The 15,083-nt window shown below is 69.7% G+C and carries 14 protein-coding genes and 1 pseudogene; 9 read left to right on the top strand and 6 right to left on the bottom strand.

Annotation, left to right across the window (positions count from 1 at the left end; all coding sequences use genetic code 11):
* Positions 1 to 41: 41 nt before the first annotated feature.
* From HTV45_RS10000 to HTV45_RS10020, 5 genes are all read left to right on the top strand, one after another.
* A complete protein-coding gene (locus tag HTV45_RS10000; protein ID WP_215205327.1) occupies positions 42 to 251 on the top strand; it encodes a hypothetical protein in 210 nt (69 codons plus the stop codon).
* Complete coding sequence (locus HTV45_RS10005; RefSeq protein ID WP_215205328.1) at positions 248 to 463, top strand: hypothetical protein; 216 nt, start codon at positions 248 to 250, stop codon at positions 461 to 463. The genes HTV45_RS10000 and HTV45_RS10005 overlap by 4 nt, the downstream gene beginning before the upstream one ends.
* A 21-nt stretch (positions 464 to 484) precedes the next feature.
* Positions 485 to 1,231, top strand: coding sequence for a DNA repair protein RecO (gene recO / locus HTV45_RS10010; protein ID WP_215205329.1), 747 nt, complete (start codon positions 485 to 487; stop codon positions 1,229 to 1,231).
* A gap of 21 nt (positions 1,232 to 1,252) precedes the next feature.
* Positions 1,253 to 2,089, top strand: coding sequence for an isoprenyl transferase (locus tag HTV45_RS10015; RefSeq protein WP_215205330.1), 837 nt, complete (start codon positions 1,253 to 1,255; stop codon positions 2,087 to 2,089).
* Between the two features lie 99 nt (positions 2,090 to 2,188).
* Positions 2,189 to 2,671, top strand: coding sequence for a hypothetical protein (locus HTV45_RS10020; protein ID WP_215205331.1), 483 nt, complete (start codon positions 2,189 to 2,191; stop codon positions 2,669 to 2,671).
* Positions 2,672 to 2,712: 41 nt separating this feature from the next.
* On the opposite strand, the gene HTV45_RS10025 is transcribed toward HTV45_RS10020, so the two are convergent.
* The 4 genes from HTV45_RS10025 to HTV45_RS10040 form a co-directional block, all read right to left on the bottom strand.
* On the bottom strand, positions 2,713 to 3,123 hold the full coding sequence (locus HTV45_RS10025) for a Fur family transcriptional regulator (protein WP_215205332.1): 411 nt from the start codon (positions 3,121 to 3,123) through the stop codon (positions 2,713 to 2,715).
* A 62-nt stretch (positions 3,124 to 3,185) separates the two neighbouring features.
* Positions 3,186 to 4,088, bottom strand: a complete 903-nt coding sequence (locus tag HTV45_RS10030; protein WP_215205333.1) for a metal ABC transporter permease — start codon at positions 4,086 to 4,088, stop codon at positions 3,186 to 3,188.
* Positions 4,088 to 4,888 (bottom strand): metal ABC transporter ATP-binding protein, encoded by an 801-nt coding sequence (locus tag HTV45_RS10035; RefSeq protein WP_215205334.1) that lies wholly within the window; start codon positions 4,886 to 4,888, stop codon positions 4,088 to 4,090. The genes HTV45_RS10030 and HTV45_RS10035 overlap by 1 nt, the downstream gene beginning before the upstream one ends.
* A gap of 23 nt (positions 4,889 to 4,911) precedes the next feature.
* A complete protein-coding gene (locus HTV45_RS10040) occupies positions 4,912 to 5,913 on the bottom strand; it encodes a metal ABC transporter substrate-binding protein (protein ID WP_215205335.1) in 1,002 nt (333 codons plus the stop codon).
* A gap of 160 nt (positions 5,914 to 6,073) precedes the next feature.
* Here HTV45_RS10040 and HTV45_RS10045 point away from each other — a divergent pair, with 160 nt between their 5' ends.
* Positions 6,074 to 7,456 (top strand): glycine--tRNA ligase, encoded by a 1,383-nt coding sequence (locus HTV45_RS10045; protein WP_215205336.1) that lies wholly within the window; start codon positions 6,074 to 6,076, stop codon positions 7,454 to 7,456.
* Between the two features lie 111 nt (positions 7,457 to 7,567).
* Here HTV45_RS10045 and HTV45_RS10050 read toward each other — a convergent pair whose 3' ends face one another.
* Positions 7,568 to 7,774 carry a hypothetical protein gene (locus tag HTV45_RS10050; RefSeq protein ID WP_215205337.1) on the bottom strand — a complete coding sequence of 69 codons (207 nt, stop codon included), beginning with the start codon at positions 7,772 to 7,774 and terminating at the stop codon, positions 7,568 to 7,570.
* 181 nt (positions 7,775 to 7,955) lie between these two features.
* On the opposite strand from HTV45_RS10050, the pseudogene HTV45_RS10055 reads away from it, so the two are divergent.
* Both HTV45_RS10055 and dusB read left to right on the top strand, forming a co-directional pair.
* Positions 7,956 to 8,720: pseudogene (locus HTV45_RS10055) on the top strand (RNA-guided endonuclease InsQ/TnpB family protein); the annotation flags it as partial.
* A 131-nt stretch (positions 8,721 to 8,851) separates the two neighbouring features.
* A complete protein-coding gene (gene dusB, locus HTV45_RS10060) occupies positions 8,852 to 10,006 on the top strand; it encodes a tRNA dihydrouridine synthase DusB (RefSeq protein WP_215205338.1) in 1,155 nt (384 codons plus the stop codon).
* Here the strand turns inward: dusB and HTV45_RS10065 are convergent, their stop codons facing one another.
* Positions 10,007 to 11,737 (bottom strand): CDP-alcohol phosphatidyltransferase, encoded by a 1,731-nt coding sequence (locus HTV45_RS10065; RefSeq protein WP_215205339.1) that lies wholly within the window; start codon positions 11,735 to 11,737, stop codon positions 10,007 to 10,009. It lies immediately after the preceding gene.
* Between the two features lie 622 nt (positions 11,738 to 12,359).
* On the opposite strand from HTV45_RS10065, the gene ppdK reads away from it, so the two are divergent.
* A complete protein-coding gene (ppdK, locus tag HTV45_RS10070; RefSeq protein ID WP_215205340.1) occupies positions 12,360 to 15,068 on the top strand; it encodes a pyruvate, phosphate dikinase in 2,709 nt (902 codons plus the stop codon).
* Positions 15,069 to 15,083: the final 15 nt, after the last annotated feature.

A 15,083-nucleotide genomic window follows, 5' to 3' on the forward strand; every position in this document is an offset into this window, starting at 1 on the left:
TGGGATACGAAGAGTGAAAGCCGAAGGTGAGGGGAATCAAAGTGACGGCACAACACGCGGCGCACTGCGTCGAGGAAGCGGAGGAAGTGGTGGAGGATTTGCGGGCGGCACTCGCGAAGGCAGGAATTACCCTGCCGTCACTGGGTCTGGACCCGGTGAGTCTCGCGCGGGAGGCACCCTGTCCGCTGATCGAACTGGGACGGTGCTCGGTGGAGACCGCGCGGCGGATCGCGGCGGCGGTGCTGCGGTGAAACCGCCCGTCGGCGCGTACGTCGTGGACACCGGGACCGAGCGGATCGGCATCGTCATGGGGCATGAGGGGCCCTACGTCCAGCTGAGACCCTACGGCGGTGGCCGGGAGTGGGACGCCGACCCCCGCGTCGTCCGGCACGCGACCCCCGCCGAGCGGCTGCGCGCGGCGACGGCGTACGCCAATGCCCGCAGCCGCGGTGAGGTGCCCTGAGCGTAGGCGACAATGGGTGCCATGAGTCTGTTCCGCGACGACGGCATCGTGCTGCGCACCCAGAAGCTGGGTGAGGCGGACCGGATCATCACTCTGCTCACACGGGGTCACGGGCGGGTACGCGCTGTGGCGAGGGGGGTGCGCCGGACGAAGTCGAAGTTCGGCGCACGCCTCGAACCGTTCTCGCATGTGGACGTGCAGTTCTTCTCGAAGGGCAGCGAGCTGATCGGGCGCGGCCTGCCGCTGTGCACGCAGAGCGAGACGATCGCTCCGTACGGCGGCGGCATCGTGACGGACTACGCGCGCTACACCGCCGGGACGGCCATGCTGGAGACGGCCGAGCGGTTCACCGACCACGAGGGCGAGCCGGCGGTGCAGCAGTATCTGCTGCTGGTGGGCGCGCTGCGGACCCTGGCCAGGGGCGAGCACGCGCCGCATCTCGTGCTCGACGCGTTCCTGCTGCGCTCCCTCGCCGTCAACGGGTACGCGCCCAGCTTCACCGACTGCGCGCGGTGCGGGATGCCGGGGCCGAACCGGTTCTTCTCGGTCGCGTCGGGCGGTTCCGTCTGCCCCGACTGCCGGGTGCCGGGCAGCGTCGTACCCTCCCCGCAGGCCCTGGAACTCCTCTCGGCGCTGCTTACGGGAGACTGGGGGACCGCGGACGCGTGCGAGGCTCGGTACGTCCGGGAGGGGAGCGGGCTGGTGTCCGCGTACCTGCACTGGCATCTGGAGCGCGGGCTGCGCTCGCTGAGGTACGTCGAAAAGTAGGCACGAGGAGACGAGAGACACATGGCCGTACGCGGGTTCCTGGGGCGGCAGCGCCGGGAGTACAGGACACCGGAACCGCACCCGTCCGGCGCGCGGCCCCCGAGGATCCCCGGGGAACTGGTCCCGAAGCATGTGGCGATCGTCATGGACGGCAACGGTCGCTGGGCGAAGGAACGCGGTCTGCCGCGCACCGAGGGGCACAAGGTCGGCGCCGAGCGGGTGCTGGACGTGCTTCAGGGCGGGGTCGAGATGGGTGTGGGCGCCATCTCGCTGTACGCCTTCTCCACCGAGAACTGGAAGCGCTCGCCCGAAGAGGTGCGCTTCCTGATGAACTTCAACCGGGACTTCATCCGCAAGTCGCGCGATCAGCTGGACGAGCTGGGGATCCGCGTGCGGTGGGTCGGGCGGATGCCCAGACTGTGGAAGTCGGTGGCCAAGGAGCTGCAGATCGCCCAGGAGCAGACGAAGGACAACGACCGGCTGACCCTGTACTTCTGCATGAACTACGGCGGGCGTGCGGAGATCGCGGACGCCGCGCAGGCGCTGGCGGAGGATGTGCGGGCCGGGCGGCTCGATCCGTCGAAGGTCGACGAGAAGACGCTGCAGCGGTACATGTACTACCCGGACATGCCGGACGTGGACCTGTTCCTGCGGCCGAGCGGTGAGCAGCGGACGTCCAACTACCTGCTGTGGCAGAGCGCCTACGCGGAGATGGTCTTCCAGGACGTGCTGTGGCCGGACTTCGACCGGCGTGACCTGTGGCGGGCCTGTCTGGAATTCGCCTCCCGCGACCGGCGGTTCGGCGGCGCGATCCCGAACGAGGAGCTGCTGGCCATGGAGGGACGCCAGGAGTCCTGAGCGGGATGCGCGGGGCATCCGCGATGCCGGACGGCTGAACCAGCCGGGACTGTCACTCGTTGTCAGGGAACATCGTTCCCGAGTTCGATGAGAGGCATGATGAGCGGCTACAACCCACCTCCGGCATCCGGTGAGCCACGGCGCAGGCGCGGGAGAGTATTCGATGCGCTGGAGCGAGCACTGAAGCCCGGCAAAGCGGAGCAAGCGGAGGACCGTCGGTCCTTCTCAGGAAACCAGGCGGGAGAGAGCGGGGACCCCATGCCCTCCCGAGGCAGCCAGGAACGGGCCCGGCAGGAGTACCAGGACTGGCTGATGTCGCAGCCGGCCCTCACGCCGAAGCAGCTCGAAGAACACCACGTCGAGCAGAACAAGACGAACGTGCGCTTCTTCTCACTCCCGATCAGCGCGGCAGGACAGGAAGCCCTGTGGCAGCGGGCCGGCGGGCCGAAGGCGTCAGATTCTCAGACCGATCAGGGTGCTGCTCGGTCGACCGCCGGGTATGCCCAGTCTCAGCAGGGCAGGGCTGCCCAGCCGCAGAAAGCTGCCCAGCCGCAGAAAAAGAGGGGCGGCTCCGGCCGGTGACATCGCGGCCCCGCACGGGACCGGGGGAACGACGACGGGCGCTACGCCGCCGCGCACTCCGCGCAGGTGCCGAAGATCTCCACCGTGTGGGCCACGTTGACGAAGCCGTGCTCCGCCGCGATGGCTTCCGCCCACTTCTCCACCGCCGGGCCCTCCACCTCGACCGCCTTGCCGCAGCCGCGGCAGACCAGGTGGTGGTGATGGTCGCCGGTGGAGCAGCGGCGGTAGACGGACTCGCCGTCGGCGGTGCGCAGGACGTCGACCTCGCCGGCGTCGGCGAGGGACTGCAGGGTGCGGTAGACGGTGGTGAGCCCGACCGAGTCGCCCTTGTGCTTGAGCATGTCGTGGAGTTCCTGCGCGCTGCGGAACTCGTCGACCTCCTGAAGGCACGCTGCCACGGCTGCACGCTGCCGGGTCGAGCGGCCCTTCACGGGCGGTCCTGCGGTCGTCACGGGATTGCCTCCTCACATCCGGTCTCTGCCCGGGCCATTGTGCCAGCACGGGCGGAGAACGGTCAGGCGCCGGTCCCTTCGCCTGCTGCGCGACTGGCCGGAATCGCGCACTCCGCCGGATCGTCGCCCGGTCGGGCGGCGGCCGGCGCCCGGGCGCGGCGGCGGGCCAGCGGGGTGGCCAGCGCGGTCAGCGCGATGAACGCGGCGATGGTCAGCAGCACGATCGTCGCACCGGGCGGCACGTCCTGGTAGTACGAGGTGACCGTGCCGCCGATGGACGCGCTCACGCCGATCGCGACGGCGATGGCGAACGTGGCGGCGAAGCTGCGGGTGAGCTGCTGGGCCGCCGCCACCGGCACCACCATGAGCGCGCTCACCAGCAGCAGGCCGACCACCCGCATCGCGACGGTGACCGTGACGGCCGCCGTGACCGCCGTGAGCAGGTTCAGGAACCGCACCGGCAGGCCCGTCACCCGGGCGAACTCCTCGTCCTGGCTGACCGCGAAGAGCTGCCTGCGCAGACCGACGGTGATGAGGACCACGAAGGCGGCCAGCAGGCAGATCGCGGTGACGTCGGACTCGGAGACCGTGGACAGGGAGCCGAAGAGGTACGAGAGGAGGTTGCCGGTGGAGCCGCCGGGGGCGAGGTTGATGAGCATCACGCCGCCGGCCATGCCCCCGTAGAAGAGCATCGCGAGGGCGATGTCGCCGCGGGTCCTGGCGTACCAGCGGACCAGTTCCATGAGGACGGCGCCGAGGACGGCGACCAGGGCGGCCATCCACACCGGGGACCAGCTGAGCAGGAAGCCGAGGCCGACGCCGGTCATGGCGACATGGCCGATGCCGTCGCCCATGAGGGCCTGGCGGCGCTGGACCAGGTAGATGCCGACGGCGGGGGCGGTGATGCCGACCAGGACGGCGGCGAACAGCGCCCGCTGCATGAAGGCGTAGTCGAGGATCTCCATCAGCTGAGCAGTCCTGTGCAGATCGGTTCGGGGCCCGCGGGGGCGTGCGGGTGGACGTGGTCGTGGACGGGCTGGGGGTCCCCCCGCTCGAGCGAAGCCGAGAGTGGGGGAGTGCTGGCCGCGGCCTCCGGGGGCGGTCCGTCGTGCACCACGCAGCCGTCGCGCAGGACGACCGCCCGGTCGATCAGCGGCTCCAGCGGGCCCAGTTCGTGCAGCACGAGGAGGACCGTGGTGCCCCGGGCGACCTGGCCTCTCAGCGTCTCGGCGAGAACGTCCTGGCTGGCCAGGTCCACGCCCGCCATCGGCTCGTCCATGATCAGCAGTTCGGGGGTGGCGGCGAGCGCGCGGGCGATCAGGACCCGCTGGTGCTGGCCGCCGGAGAGCGCGTCCACCGAGTCCCTGGCGCGGTCCGCCATGCCGACCAGGTCCAGGGCGTGGCGTACGGCCTCACGGTCCGCCTTGCGGAAGAGGCCGAAGCGGGTGCGGGCGAGACGGCCGGAGGAGACCACCTCGGCGACCGTGGCGGGTACGCCGCCGGCGGCGGTGGTGCGCTGCGGGACGTAGCCCACGCGCGCCCAGTCGCGGAACCGGCGCCGCGGGGTGCCGAACAGGTCGATCTCGCCGGCGGTGAGCGGCACCTGGCCGATGATCCCGCGCACGGCGGTCGACTTGCCGGAGCCGTTGGCGCCGAGCAGGGCGACCACCTCACCGCGGCGCACGGTGAGGTCGATGCCGCGCAGCACGGGGCGCGAGCCCAGCTCGGCGCGGACGCCGCGCAGGGAGATGACGGGCTCGGTCATGCTGCCCACCTCCGAAGGGGCGGTCACGTGGCCCCCAGGGCCGTCTGCAGGGCCTTGAGGTTGGCTTCCATGACCTGGAAGTAGTCGTCGCCGCGGGAGTCGTCGGTGATGCCCTCGACGGGGTCGAGGACGTCGGTCCTCAGTCCGGTGTCGGCGGCGAGGGTCTTGGCGGTCCTGTCGCTGACCAGCGTCTCGTAGAAGACGGTGGTGACGCCGTCGGCCTTCGCGGTCTGCTGGAGTTCCTTCACGCGGGCGCCGCTGGGCTCCGACTCGGGGTCGAGGCCGCTGATGGACTCCTCGGTCAGCCCGTAGCGCTCGGCGAGGTGGCCGAAGGCGGCGTGGGTGGTGATGAAGACGTCGGTCCCGCGGTTCGCGAGGCCGGTCTCGAAGGTCTTGTCCAGGGTGTTCAGCTTGCCGACCAGGGCCTCGGTGTTCTTCTTGTAGTCGGCGGCGTGGTCGGGGTCGGCCTTCTGGAAGGCCTTGCCGACCCCCTCGGCGACCTCGGCGTACTTGACCGGGTCGAGCCAGACGTGGGGGTCCTGGCCTTCCTCGTGCTCGTGGTCGTGGCCGTGTTCCTCCTCGGCGGCGTGCTCCTCCGCGTGCTCCTCGGCGTGCTCGTCCGCGTGCTCCTCGGCGTGCTCGTCCGCGTGGGACTCCAGGGAGGTCAGACCGGCCGCGTCGATCTTCGTCTTCACCCCGGACTGGCCGATGGCCTCGTCGACGGTGGGCTGGAGGCCCTTGAGGAAGAGGGCCGCGTCGGACTCCTCGAGCTGCGCGGTCTGCTTGGCGCTGATCTCCAGGTCGTGCGGCTCCTGGCCGGGCTCGGTGAGACTGGTGACGCTGACGTGCTCGCCGCCGATCTGCTCGGCGAGGAAGGCCATCGGGTAGAACGACGCGACGACGTCGAACGTGTCGGTGCTGCCCGCGGCGGCGCTGTCGGAGGAGCAGGCGGTGAGGGTGCCGAGACCGAGGGCGGTGACCGCGGCCAGGGCGGCCGCGGATATGTGGTGTCGTCGTACGTTCATGACACCCATTTTCAACTAATATGGAAACCGTTGTCAACAACGCACGTGAGGCCATGTAAGGGGCACCGAATTGGTCGTGGGGCAGGGCGCGCCGGTAGCCTGAGTGCTTCGCTGGAAGCAATCTCGCTTCGTCGCCCGTCGTCGTAATGAAGAGAGCACCGTGGCCGCCGACAAGATCGACACCATCGTCAGCCTGAGCAAGCGCCGTGGCTTCGTTTTCCCCAGTAGTGAGATCTACGGTGGCACGAAGGCCGCCTGGGACTACGGACCGCTGGGTGTCGAGCTCAAGGAGAACCTGAAGCGCCAGTGGTGGCGCTACATGGTCACCTCCCGCGAGGACGTGGTCGGGATCGACTCGTCCGTGATCCTGGCCCCGGAGGTCTGGGTCGCCTCCGGTCACGTCGCGACCTTCACGGACCCGCTGACCGAATGCACCTCCTGTCACAAGCGGTTCCGCGCGGATCACCTGGAGGAGGCGTACGAGGAGAAGAAGGGCCACGCCCCCGCGGGCGGCCTGACCGACCTCAACTGCCCCAACTGCGGTAACAAGGGCACCTTCACCGAGCCCAAGCAGTTCTCGGGTCTGCTCTCCACCCACCTCGGCCCGACCCAGGACTCCGGCTCCGTCGCCTACCTGCGTCCCGAGACCGCCCAGGGCATCTTCACCAACTTCGCCCAGGTACAGACAACTTCGCGCCGCAAGCCGCCGTTCGGCATCGCGCAGATGGGCAAGTCCTTCCGCAACGAGATCACCCCCGGCAACTTCATCTTCCGCACCCGTGAGTTCGAGCAGATGGAGATGGAGTTCTTCGTCAAGCCGGGCGAGGACGAGAAGTGGCAGGAGTACTGGATGGAGCAGCGCTGGAACTGGTACACCGGTCTCGGTCTGCGCGAGGAGAACATGCGGTGGTACGACCACCCGCAGGAGAAGCTCTCCCACTACTCCAAGCGCACCGCCGACATCGAGTACCGCTTCCAGTTCGGCGGCAGCGAGTGGGGTGAGCTGGAGGGCGTCGCCAACCGCACCGACTACGACCTCGGCGCGCACTCCAAGGCCTCCGGCCAGGACCTCTCCTACTTCGACCAGGAGGCCGGCGAGCGCTGGACGCCGTACGTCATCGAGCCGGCGGCCGGTGTGGGCCGCGCCATGCTCGCCTTCCTCCTCGACGCCTACATCGAGGACGAGGCGCCCAACGCCAAGGGCAAGATGGAGAAGCGGACCGTGCTGCGGCTCGACCCGCGCCTCGCCCCGGTGAAGGTGGCCGTGCTCCCGCTGTCCCGTAACCCGGAGCTGTCGCCGAAGGCGAAGGGTCTGGCCCAGGCGCTGCGGCAGAACTGGAACATCGAGTTCGACGACGCCGGTGCGATCGGCCGCCGTTACCGCCGCCAGGACGAGATCGGCACGCCGTTCTGCGTCACGGTCGACTTCGACACGCTGGACGACAACGCGGTGACCGTGCGCGAGCGCGACACCATGAAGCAGGAGCGCGTGTCGCTGGACCAGATCGAGGGATACCTGGCCTCGCGGCTGATCGGCTGCTGACCCACGCGGCTCGCCGCCCAGGGGGCTCAGCCCTCTGGGCCCCCGGCCTTCGCCCACTCTCCACCCGACTCGGCCGGAGGGTGGGCGTTCCGGTGCCGGCGGCCGACGCGTTCACGCCGCGGTCGGGTCCACCGTGGCCTGGTGGGCCTCCGTCAGATGCTCCTCCGCCTTCAGCCACGGCAGGAACTGGGCGCCTCTGCGCCAGCCGCATGTCTCACATCTGATCGTGCGCTGTACGCCGGTGCGCCGGACGCGCACCGTGTGCTCCCGTCCGTGCAGGTCCCAGCGGCTGACCTTGCTGGTGTCGATCTGCGGCATGGTGCCTCCGGCAGTTCGCGTGTGGGTGGTTCCGTCCTTGTGCCCCGGTTCGGGGACGACAAGGAGTGTGCAGCAAGAGCAACATCAACAGGTGCTCCTGAGAAGGGAATTCCGCGACGGGACCGGTCGCGGTACGGTTTCGCCGCTGCTGTGGGGAGAGCGGGAAGGTGGCGGACCGGCGCTCCCGGAGGGTGCGTCGCCGTCCACGGTGACCGTGTCGCAGGACGCGGCCGGACGCTGGCACGTGTCCCTGTTGTGCGAAGACTCGACGGTTCAGCCGCTCCCGACCACCGATACAGCCGTCGGCATCGATGTCGGACTTGACCACCTGCTGACCCTCTCGACCGGGGAGAAGGCTTCCAACCCCCGGCACGAGCGCCGCGACCGCTCCTGCCTCGCCAAGGCCCAGCGGCAGCTTGCCCGCAAGGACAGGGGCGACGGCGCGAACCGGGCCGAGGCGCGCCGGAAGGTCGCCAAGATCTACGCCCGGATCACCGACCGGAGACGTGACCACCTGCACAAGCTCACGACTCGGCTCGTTCGTGAAAACCAAACGATCGTGATCGAGGACCTCACTGTCCGGAACATGGTGAAGAACGGAAGCCTGGCCCGCGCCATCAGCGATGCGGCCTGGTCACAGTTCCGGAGCATGTTGGAGTACAAGGCCCAGTGGTACGGCCGCGAAGTGATCGCGATCGACCGCTGGTTCCCCTCCTCCAAGCTGTGCTCCGCCTGCGGCACCTTGCGGGGCGAGATGCCGCTCAGTATCCGCACCTGGACGTGCGACAGCTGTGGTACGACTCACGACCGGGACGTCAACGCAGCGAAGAACATCCTGGCCGTCGGGCTGACGGCGTCTGTCTGTGGAGCCGGTGTAAGACCTCAACGGAGAACTCCGGGCGGGCAGTCGGCGATGAAGCAGAAACCCCTGCGGCGCGAGCCGTAGGAATCCCCTCCTGCGGGAGGGGGGAAGCCAAGCAGCAGATCGCGAGCCGCACATGTCGATAGTGCGGCTAACTAATGACTGTTGAACGATCATTGTATCGAGTGCCCCGCGGAGTGCGGGACAATGGGGGAATGCCCACGTCCTCGCCGACCGTCGACACCGTCCTGCCCATCGGCCCGCACGCGGTCCGGCCGCCCGTCGTGCTCGCCCCCATGGCCGGGATCACCAACGCGCCGTTCCGTACGCTGTGCCGTGAGTTCAGCGGCGGCAAGGGCCTGTTCGTCAGCGAGATGATCACCACCCGGGCGCTGGTCGAGCGCAACGAGAAGACCATGCAGCTGATCCGGTTCGACGCGACCGAGCAGCCGCGCTCCATCCAGCTGTACGGAGTCGACCCGGCGACCGTCGGCAAGGCCGTCCGCATGATCGCGGAGGAGGGCCTCGCCGACCACATCGACCTCAACTTCGGCTGCCCGGTCCCCAAGGTGACCCGCAAGGGCGGCGGCTCGGCCCTCCCGTACAAGCGGAACCTGCTGCGGTCCATCCTGCGCGAGGCGGTCAGCGGCGCCGGTGAGCTGCCGGTGACGATGAAGATGCGCAAGGGCATCGACGACGGCCACCTGACCTACCTGGACGCCGGCCGGATCGCCGTCGAGGAGGGCGTGACCGCCATCGCGCTGCACGGCCGCACCGCCGCCCAGCACTACGGCGGCACCGCCGACTGGGAGGCCATCGCCCGGCTGAAGGAGCATGTGCCGGAGATCCCGGTACTCGGCAACGGCGACATCTGGTCCGCCGGGGACGCGCTGCGGATGGTGCGCGAGACGGGCTGCGACGGGGTGGTCGTGGGCCGGGGCTGCCTCGGGCGGCCGTGGCTGTTCGCGGATCTGGTCGCGGCCTTCGAAGGGCGTGCCGACGCCCTGGCGCGGCCCACGCTCCGCGAGGTGGCCGATGTCATGGTCCGGCACGCCACGCTGCTCGGCGAGTGGATCGGTGACGAGTCCCGCGGTGTGATCGACTTCCGCAAGCACGTCGCCTGGTACCTGAAGGGGTTCGCGGTCGGCTCCGAGATGCGCAGGCGACTCGCGATCACCTCCTCCCTGGAGGCACTGCGGGCCGGGCTCGACGAGCTGGACCTGGACCAGCCCTGGCCCACCGGCGCCGACGGCCCCCGCGGCCGTACGTCCGGCAACAACCGGGTGGTGCTGCCGGACGGCTGGCTGAAGGACCCCTACGACTGCGCGGGTGTCGGCGCGGAAGCGGAACTCGACACCTCCGGCGGCTGATCAGTCCTTGTTCCCGGTGGCGTGCGGGACGGATCCGTACGCCCTCAGGAAGCGGTCGCGGAAGGCGTCCATCCTCCACACGGGCGCGTCCTTCGCCGGCCGGAGCCCTTCGGTCCAGTTCCAGTCCTCGATCTTCTCCAGCACCTCCGGGTCCTTGGCGACGACCGTCACCGGCACGTCCCGGTTGGCCCCGTGGCCGCTGACCCGGGCGATGGGCTGGTGGTCGCCGAGGAAGACCAGCACGGTGTCGTCGGTGCCGTAGCGCTCCAGCCACTGGGTGAGGGCGTCGACCGAGTACTGGACGGACTTGCCGTACTCCTTCTTGGACTCGGTGGCGTCGGCGATGACGTCGGACGAGTCCTTCCCCGCCTCCTCGACCGCGTCGAAGACCGAACCGTCGCCGAGGTCGTCCCAGTCGACCATGTCGGGCAGCGGCGCCCAGGGCTGGTGGCTGGAGGTGAGGATGATCTCCGACATCAGCGGCCGGTCGTGCTTCCTGCCGTGCTCCAGCCGCTGATACGCCTCCAGGGCGTACTGGTCCGGCATGGTCGACCAGCTGAACTTCGGTCCTCGGTAGCCCAGTTCGAAGGCGTCGTAGACCCTGTCGAGGCCGTACCACTTCGCCTCCGGCCAGGCCTTCTGCACACCGGGCATGATGCCGACGGTGTCCCAGGCACCGGTCTTCTGGAACGCCTTGGTGAGGGTGAGCCGGTCGCTGCTGGTGGCGGTGCGGTAGCGCTGCTGGTTGTCGATCCACAGGCCGGAGAGGGTGGTGGAGTGGCCGAGCCAGCTGCTGCCGCCGTACGTCGACGAGGTGAGCCAGCCGCTGCGCGCCTGGTAGCCGGCCCGCGCCAGCGCGGACGTGCGGGCGTCGAGGGTGTCGATGACCCCGGGGGCCATCAGCGGGTCCTCCAGGGCGCTGCGGCCGTAGCTCTCGATGAAGGCGAGGACGACGTCCTTGCCGCGCAGGTCCGGCACGAGCTGGTCGGGGGGAGTGGCCCCGAAGGAGTCGTTGCGCGCCTCCTTCGCGAACGCCGCCTCGTCGCGCAGGGTGGCCAGCACGCGCTCCGTCTGCCCCTGCGCCGTCTCGGCGGCCCGGTCGGCGGCGACCGGAAGTCCGGCGATCTGCACGCCGAGCGCGGTGCAGGTGATCCACACGGTGCCCGCGATCAGCGCGCCCTGGGTGGCGCGGCTCCGGTGCCGGGCCAGCAGGTTGCCCAGCCGGACGGCGGCCAGCGCCATGACGACGACGAGCAGCAGGACGAGCAGGACCGCGCCGACGGCCGCGGCGACGGCCGTCGCTCGGCCCATCGAGTCCTCGATGTAGGACTGGGCGTCGTCGAGCAGGCCCCAGTCCAGTACGAGGTTGAAGCCGCGGCCCAGATACTCGTAGAACCCGATGTCCAGCAGGTTCAGCACGGTCAGTACGCCGATGGCCGCCCCGTACAGCGCGGCCACGACGATGCGCGGCCGGCGGGGCAGGGCGAGCAGCAGGACGGCGCCGACGATCGCCTCGGCGGGGAGGCGCGTGAAGCCGCCCGGACGCAGGGCCGGAGCGTTGTTCGGCATCAGGAGCGCGCCGACGACCAGGAGGGCGGCGAGGACGTGGACGGTCCGCCGGAACGTGCGCGCGGCGGCGGGGTGCGCGTCGCGTGCCTCCCGCAGGCGCGAGAGGAGACGCGGGCGGCCGAGAGCGCGCAGGCGTGCGAGGACGCGTGTGAAGGCAGGCAACCCGGAGGTTCCTTCCGTACCGAGGCCAGGGAGAAGGCGGACCCGGCGTGGGGGTCCGGGTCCGCCACTGTTCCGTACGGGCGAACAGGCCCGCGCGTTCACCTGACCGGGGATTTTGCGGGGCGGACGCCCGCCGCCCCGGGCCGGGCGCACCGTATCGCGCACCGGTCCGGGCGTCCGTCGTCCCGGTCCGCATGGTGAAATCCGCCCGCGTGTGGCAGCGTGATTCTCACCACCCTTGATAAGGGTTGCGCTCAGATGAGCGAACGCTGGGCCGCTGCACTTCTCAAAGGTTGGCACTCAGTGCCACCCGCTGATCGTTCACCGAGCGAAAGCAAGCGGAGGGATTGCCGCTCATGTGAGCGCGAGGGAGCCCTGATGGTGGGGTGGTGTGTTCAAGAAGTGAAAACACCCGACCGTGACCGCTTGCCGCGCTGTGACTTTCAATCCGCTGGCGCACGGGTGGTTACAGGCGCATGACGCACAAGTGGACGTACCCAGAAGCCTTTGATCTGGGTACATTCCTCGCCGTCAGGGCAGCCACCGCGTCCTCGAGGAGTCGAGACCCGTGTCGGAAAACAAAGATCCCCATGTAGCTCAGCCGGGCACGAACGTTGAGGGCGTGAAGTTCGTCTACGACTTCACCGAGGGCAACAAGGACCTCAAGGATCTGCTCGGCGGCAAGGGCGCCAACCTCGCCGAGATGACCAACCTGGGCCTTCCCGTCCCTCCCGGCTTCACCATCACCACCGAGGCCTGCAAGACCTACCTCGACAGTGGCGAGGAGCCGGCGGCACTGCGTGACGAGGTGAGTGCGCACCTCGACGCCCTCGAGGCGAGGATGGGCAAGAAGCTCGGCCAGGCCGACGACCCCCTTCTCGTCTCGGTCCGCTCCGGGGCCAAGTTCTCCATGCCGGGCATGATGGACACCGTCCTCAACATCGGTCTGTCGGACAAGTCCGTGCAGGGCCTGGCCAGGCAGGCCGGCGACGACCGGTTCGCCTGGGACTCCTACCGGCGCCTCATCCAGATGTTCGGCAAGACCGTCCTCGGCGTCGACGGCGACCTGTTCGAGGACGCGCTGGAAGCGGCGAAGGCGGCCAAGAAGGTCACCGTCGACACCGAGCTGGAGGCCGCCGACCTCAAGAAGCTCGTCACCAAGTTCAAGAAGATCGTCAAGACCGAGTGCGGCCGGGACTTCCCCCAGGACCCGCGCGAGCAGATGGACCTCGCCATCAAGGCGGTCTTCGACTCCTGGAACGGCGACCGCGCCAAGCTCTACCGCCGCCAGGAGCGCATCCCGCACGACCTCGGCACCGCCGTCAACATCTGCTCCATGGTCTTCGGCAACCTCGGCCCGGACTCCGGCACCGGCGTCGCCTTCACCCGCGACCCCGCCTCGGGACACCAGGGCGTCTACGGCGACTACCTGCAGAACGCCCAGGGCGAGGACGTCGTCGCGGGCATCCGCAACACGGTCGCGCTGGCGGAGCTGGAGTCGATCGACAAGAAGTCCTACGACCAGCTGATGCAGATCATGGAGACGCTGGAGAACCACTACCTGGATCTCTGCGACATCGAGTTCACCATCGAGCGCGGCCGGCTGTGGATGCTCCAGACCCGCGTCGGCAAGCGCACCGCGGGCGCCGCCTTCCGCATCGCCACCCAGCTCGTCGACCAGGGCCTGATCGACGAGGCCGAGGCGCTCTGCCGGGTCAACGGCGCCCAGCTCGCCCAGCTGATGTTCCCCCGCTTCGACGACGAGTACGCCCGCGGCGGGGCAGGGGTCGAGAAGGTCGGACGCGGTATCGCCGCCTCCCCGGGCGCGGCCGTCGGCAAGGCCGTCTTCGACTCCTACACCGCGGTCAAGTGGTCCCGCTCCGGCGAGAAGGTCATCCTGATCCGCCGGGAGACCAACCCCGACGACCTCGACGGCATGATCGCGGCCGAGGGCATCCTCACCTCGCGCGGCGGCAAGACCTCCCACGCCGCCGTCGTCGCCCGCGGCATGGGCAAGACCTGCGTCTGCGGCGCCGAGGAGCTCGAGGTCGACACCAAGCGCCGCCGGATGACCGTCCCGGGCGGGCACGTGGTGGAGGAGGGCGACATCGTCTCCATCGACGGCTCCTCCGGCAAGGTCTACCTCGGCGAGGTGCCGGTCGTCCCGTCCCCCGTCGTGGAGTACTTCGAGGGCCGGATGCACCCGGGCGCCGACGACGCCGACGAACTCGTCGAGGCCGTGCACCGGATGATGGCCTTCGCCGACCGCAAGCGCCGGCTGCGGGTGCGCGCCAACGCCGACAACGCCGAGGACGCGCTGCGCGCCCGCCGGTTCGGCGCCCAGGGCATCGGCCTGTGCCGCACCGAGCACATGTTCCTCGGTGACCGCCGTGAACTGGTCGAACGCCTGATCCTCGCCGACACCGAGGCCGAGCGCGAGGAATCCCTCAAGGCCCTGCTGCCGCTTCAGAAGCGGGACTTCGTGGAGCTCTTCGAGGCGATGGACGGCCTCCCGGTCACCATCCGCCTCCTCGACCCCCCGCTGCACGAGTTCCTGCCCGACATCACCGAACTGTCGGTCCGTGTCGCCCTCGCCGAGTCCCGGCAGGAGCCGCACGAGAACGAACTGCGCCTGCTCCAGGCCGTGCACCGGCTGCACGAGCAGAACCCGATGCTGGGTCTGCGCGGTGTCCGCCTCGGTCTGGTCATCCCCGGCCTGTTCACCATGCAGGTACGGGCCATCGCGGAGGCGGCGGCCGAGCGCAGGAGCGCCAAGGCCGACCCGCGTGCGGAGATCATGATCCCGCTGGTCGGCACGGTCCAGGAGCTGGAGATCGTCCGCGAGGAGGCCGACCAGGTCATCGCGGAGGTCGAGAAGGCCACCGGCACCCGGCTGAAGCTCGCCATCGGCACGATGATCGAACTGCCGCGCGCCGCGCTGACCGCCGGCCAGATCGCCGAGGCGGCGGAGTTCTTCTCCTTCGGCACGAACGACCTCACCCAGACGGTCTGGGGCTTCTCCCGGGACGACGTGGAGGCCTCCTTCTTCACCGCGTACCTGGAGAAGGGCATCTTCGGGGTCTCGCCGTTCGAGACGATCGACCAGGACGGCGTCGGCTCCCTGGTGAAGCTGGCCGCCAGGGCCGGCCGCGAGACCCGCCCCGACCTCAAGCTCGGCGTCTGCGGCGAGCACGGCGGCGACCCGGAGTCCGTCCACTTCTTCCACGAGGTCGGCCTGGACTACGTCTCCTGCTCCCCGTTCCGCATCCCGGTCGCCCGGCTGGAGGCCGGCCGCGCGGCGGTCACCTCGGCGGGCAGCGACCACCGCTAGGAGCACGCGAAGCCC

The organism is Streptomyces sp. CHD11, from assembly GCF_018638295.1.
In the GTDB taxonomy this organism is placed as follows: Bacteria; Actinomycetota; Actinomycetes; order Streptomycetales; family Streptomycetaceae; genus Streptomyces.

Excerpts from the sequence above, each read along its gene's own strand:
- HTV45_RS10035 (WP_215205334.1), bottom strand. The coding sequence starts at position 4,888 with ATGACCGAGCCCGTCATCTCCCTGCGCGGCGTCCGCGCCGAGCTGGGC.
- HTV45_RS10015 (WP_215205330.1), top strand. The coding sequence starts at position 1,253 with ATGGCCGTACGCGGGTTCCTGGGGCGGCAGCGCCGGGAGTACAGGACA.
- recO (WP_215205329.1), top strand. The coding sequence starts at position 485 with ATGAGTCTGTTCCGCGACGACGGCATCGTGCTGCGCACCCAGAAGCTG.
- HTV45_RS10040 (WP_215205335.1), bottom strand. The coding sequence starts at position 5,913 with ATGAACGTACGACGACACCACATATCCGCGGCCGCCCTGGCCGCGGTC.
- HTV45_RS10030 (WP_215205333.1), bottom strand. The coding sequence starts at position 4,088 with ATGGAGATCCTCGACTACGCCTTCATGCAGCGGGCGCTGTTCGCCGCC.
- HTV45_RS10020 (WP_215205331.1), top strand. The coding sequence starts at position 2,189 with ATGAGCGGCTACAACCCACCTCCGGCATCCGGTGAGCCACGGCGCAGG.
- HTV45_RS10050 (WP_215205337.1), bottom strand. The coding sequence starts at position 7,774 with ATGCCGCAGATCGACACCAGCAAGGTCAGCCGCTGGGACCTGCACGGA.
- dusB (WP_215205338.1), top strand. The coding sequence starts at position 8,852 with ATGCCCACGTCCTCGCCGACCGTCGACACCGTCCTGCCCATCGGCCCG.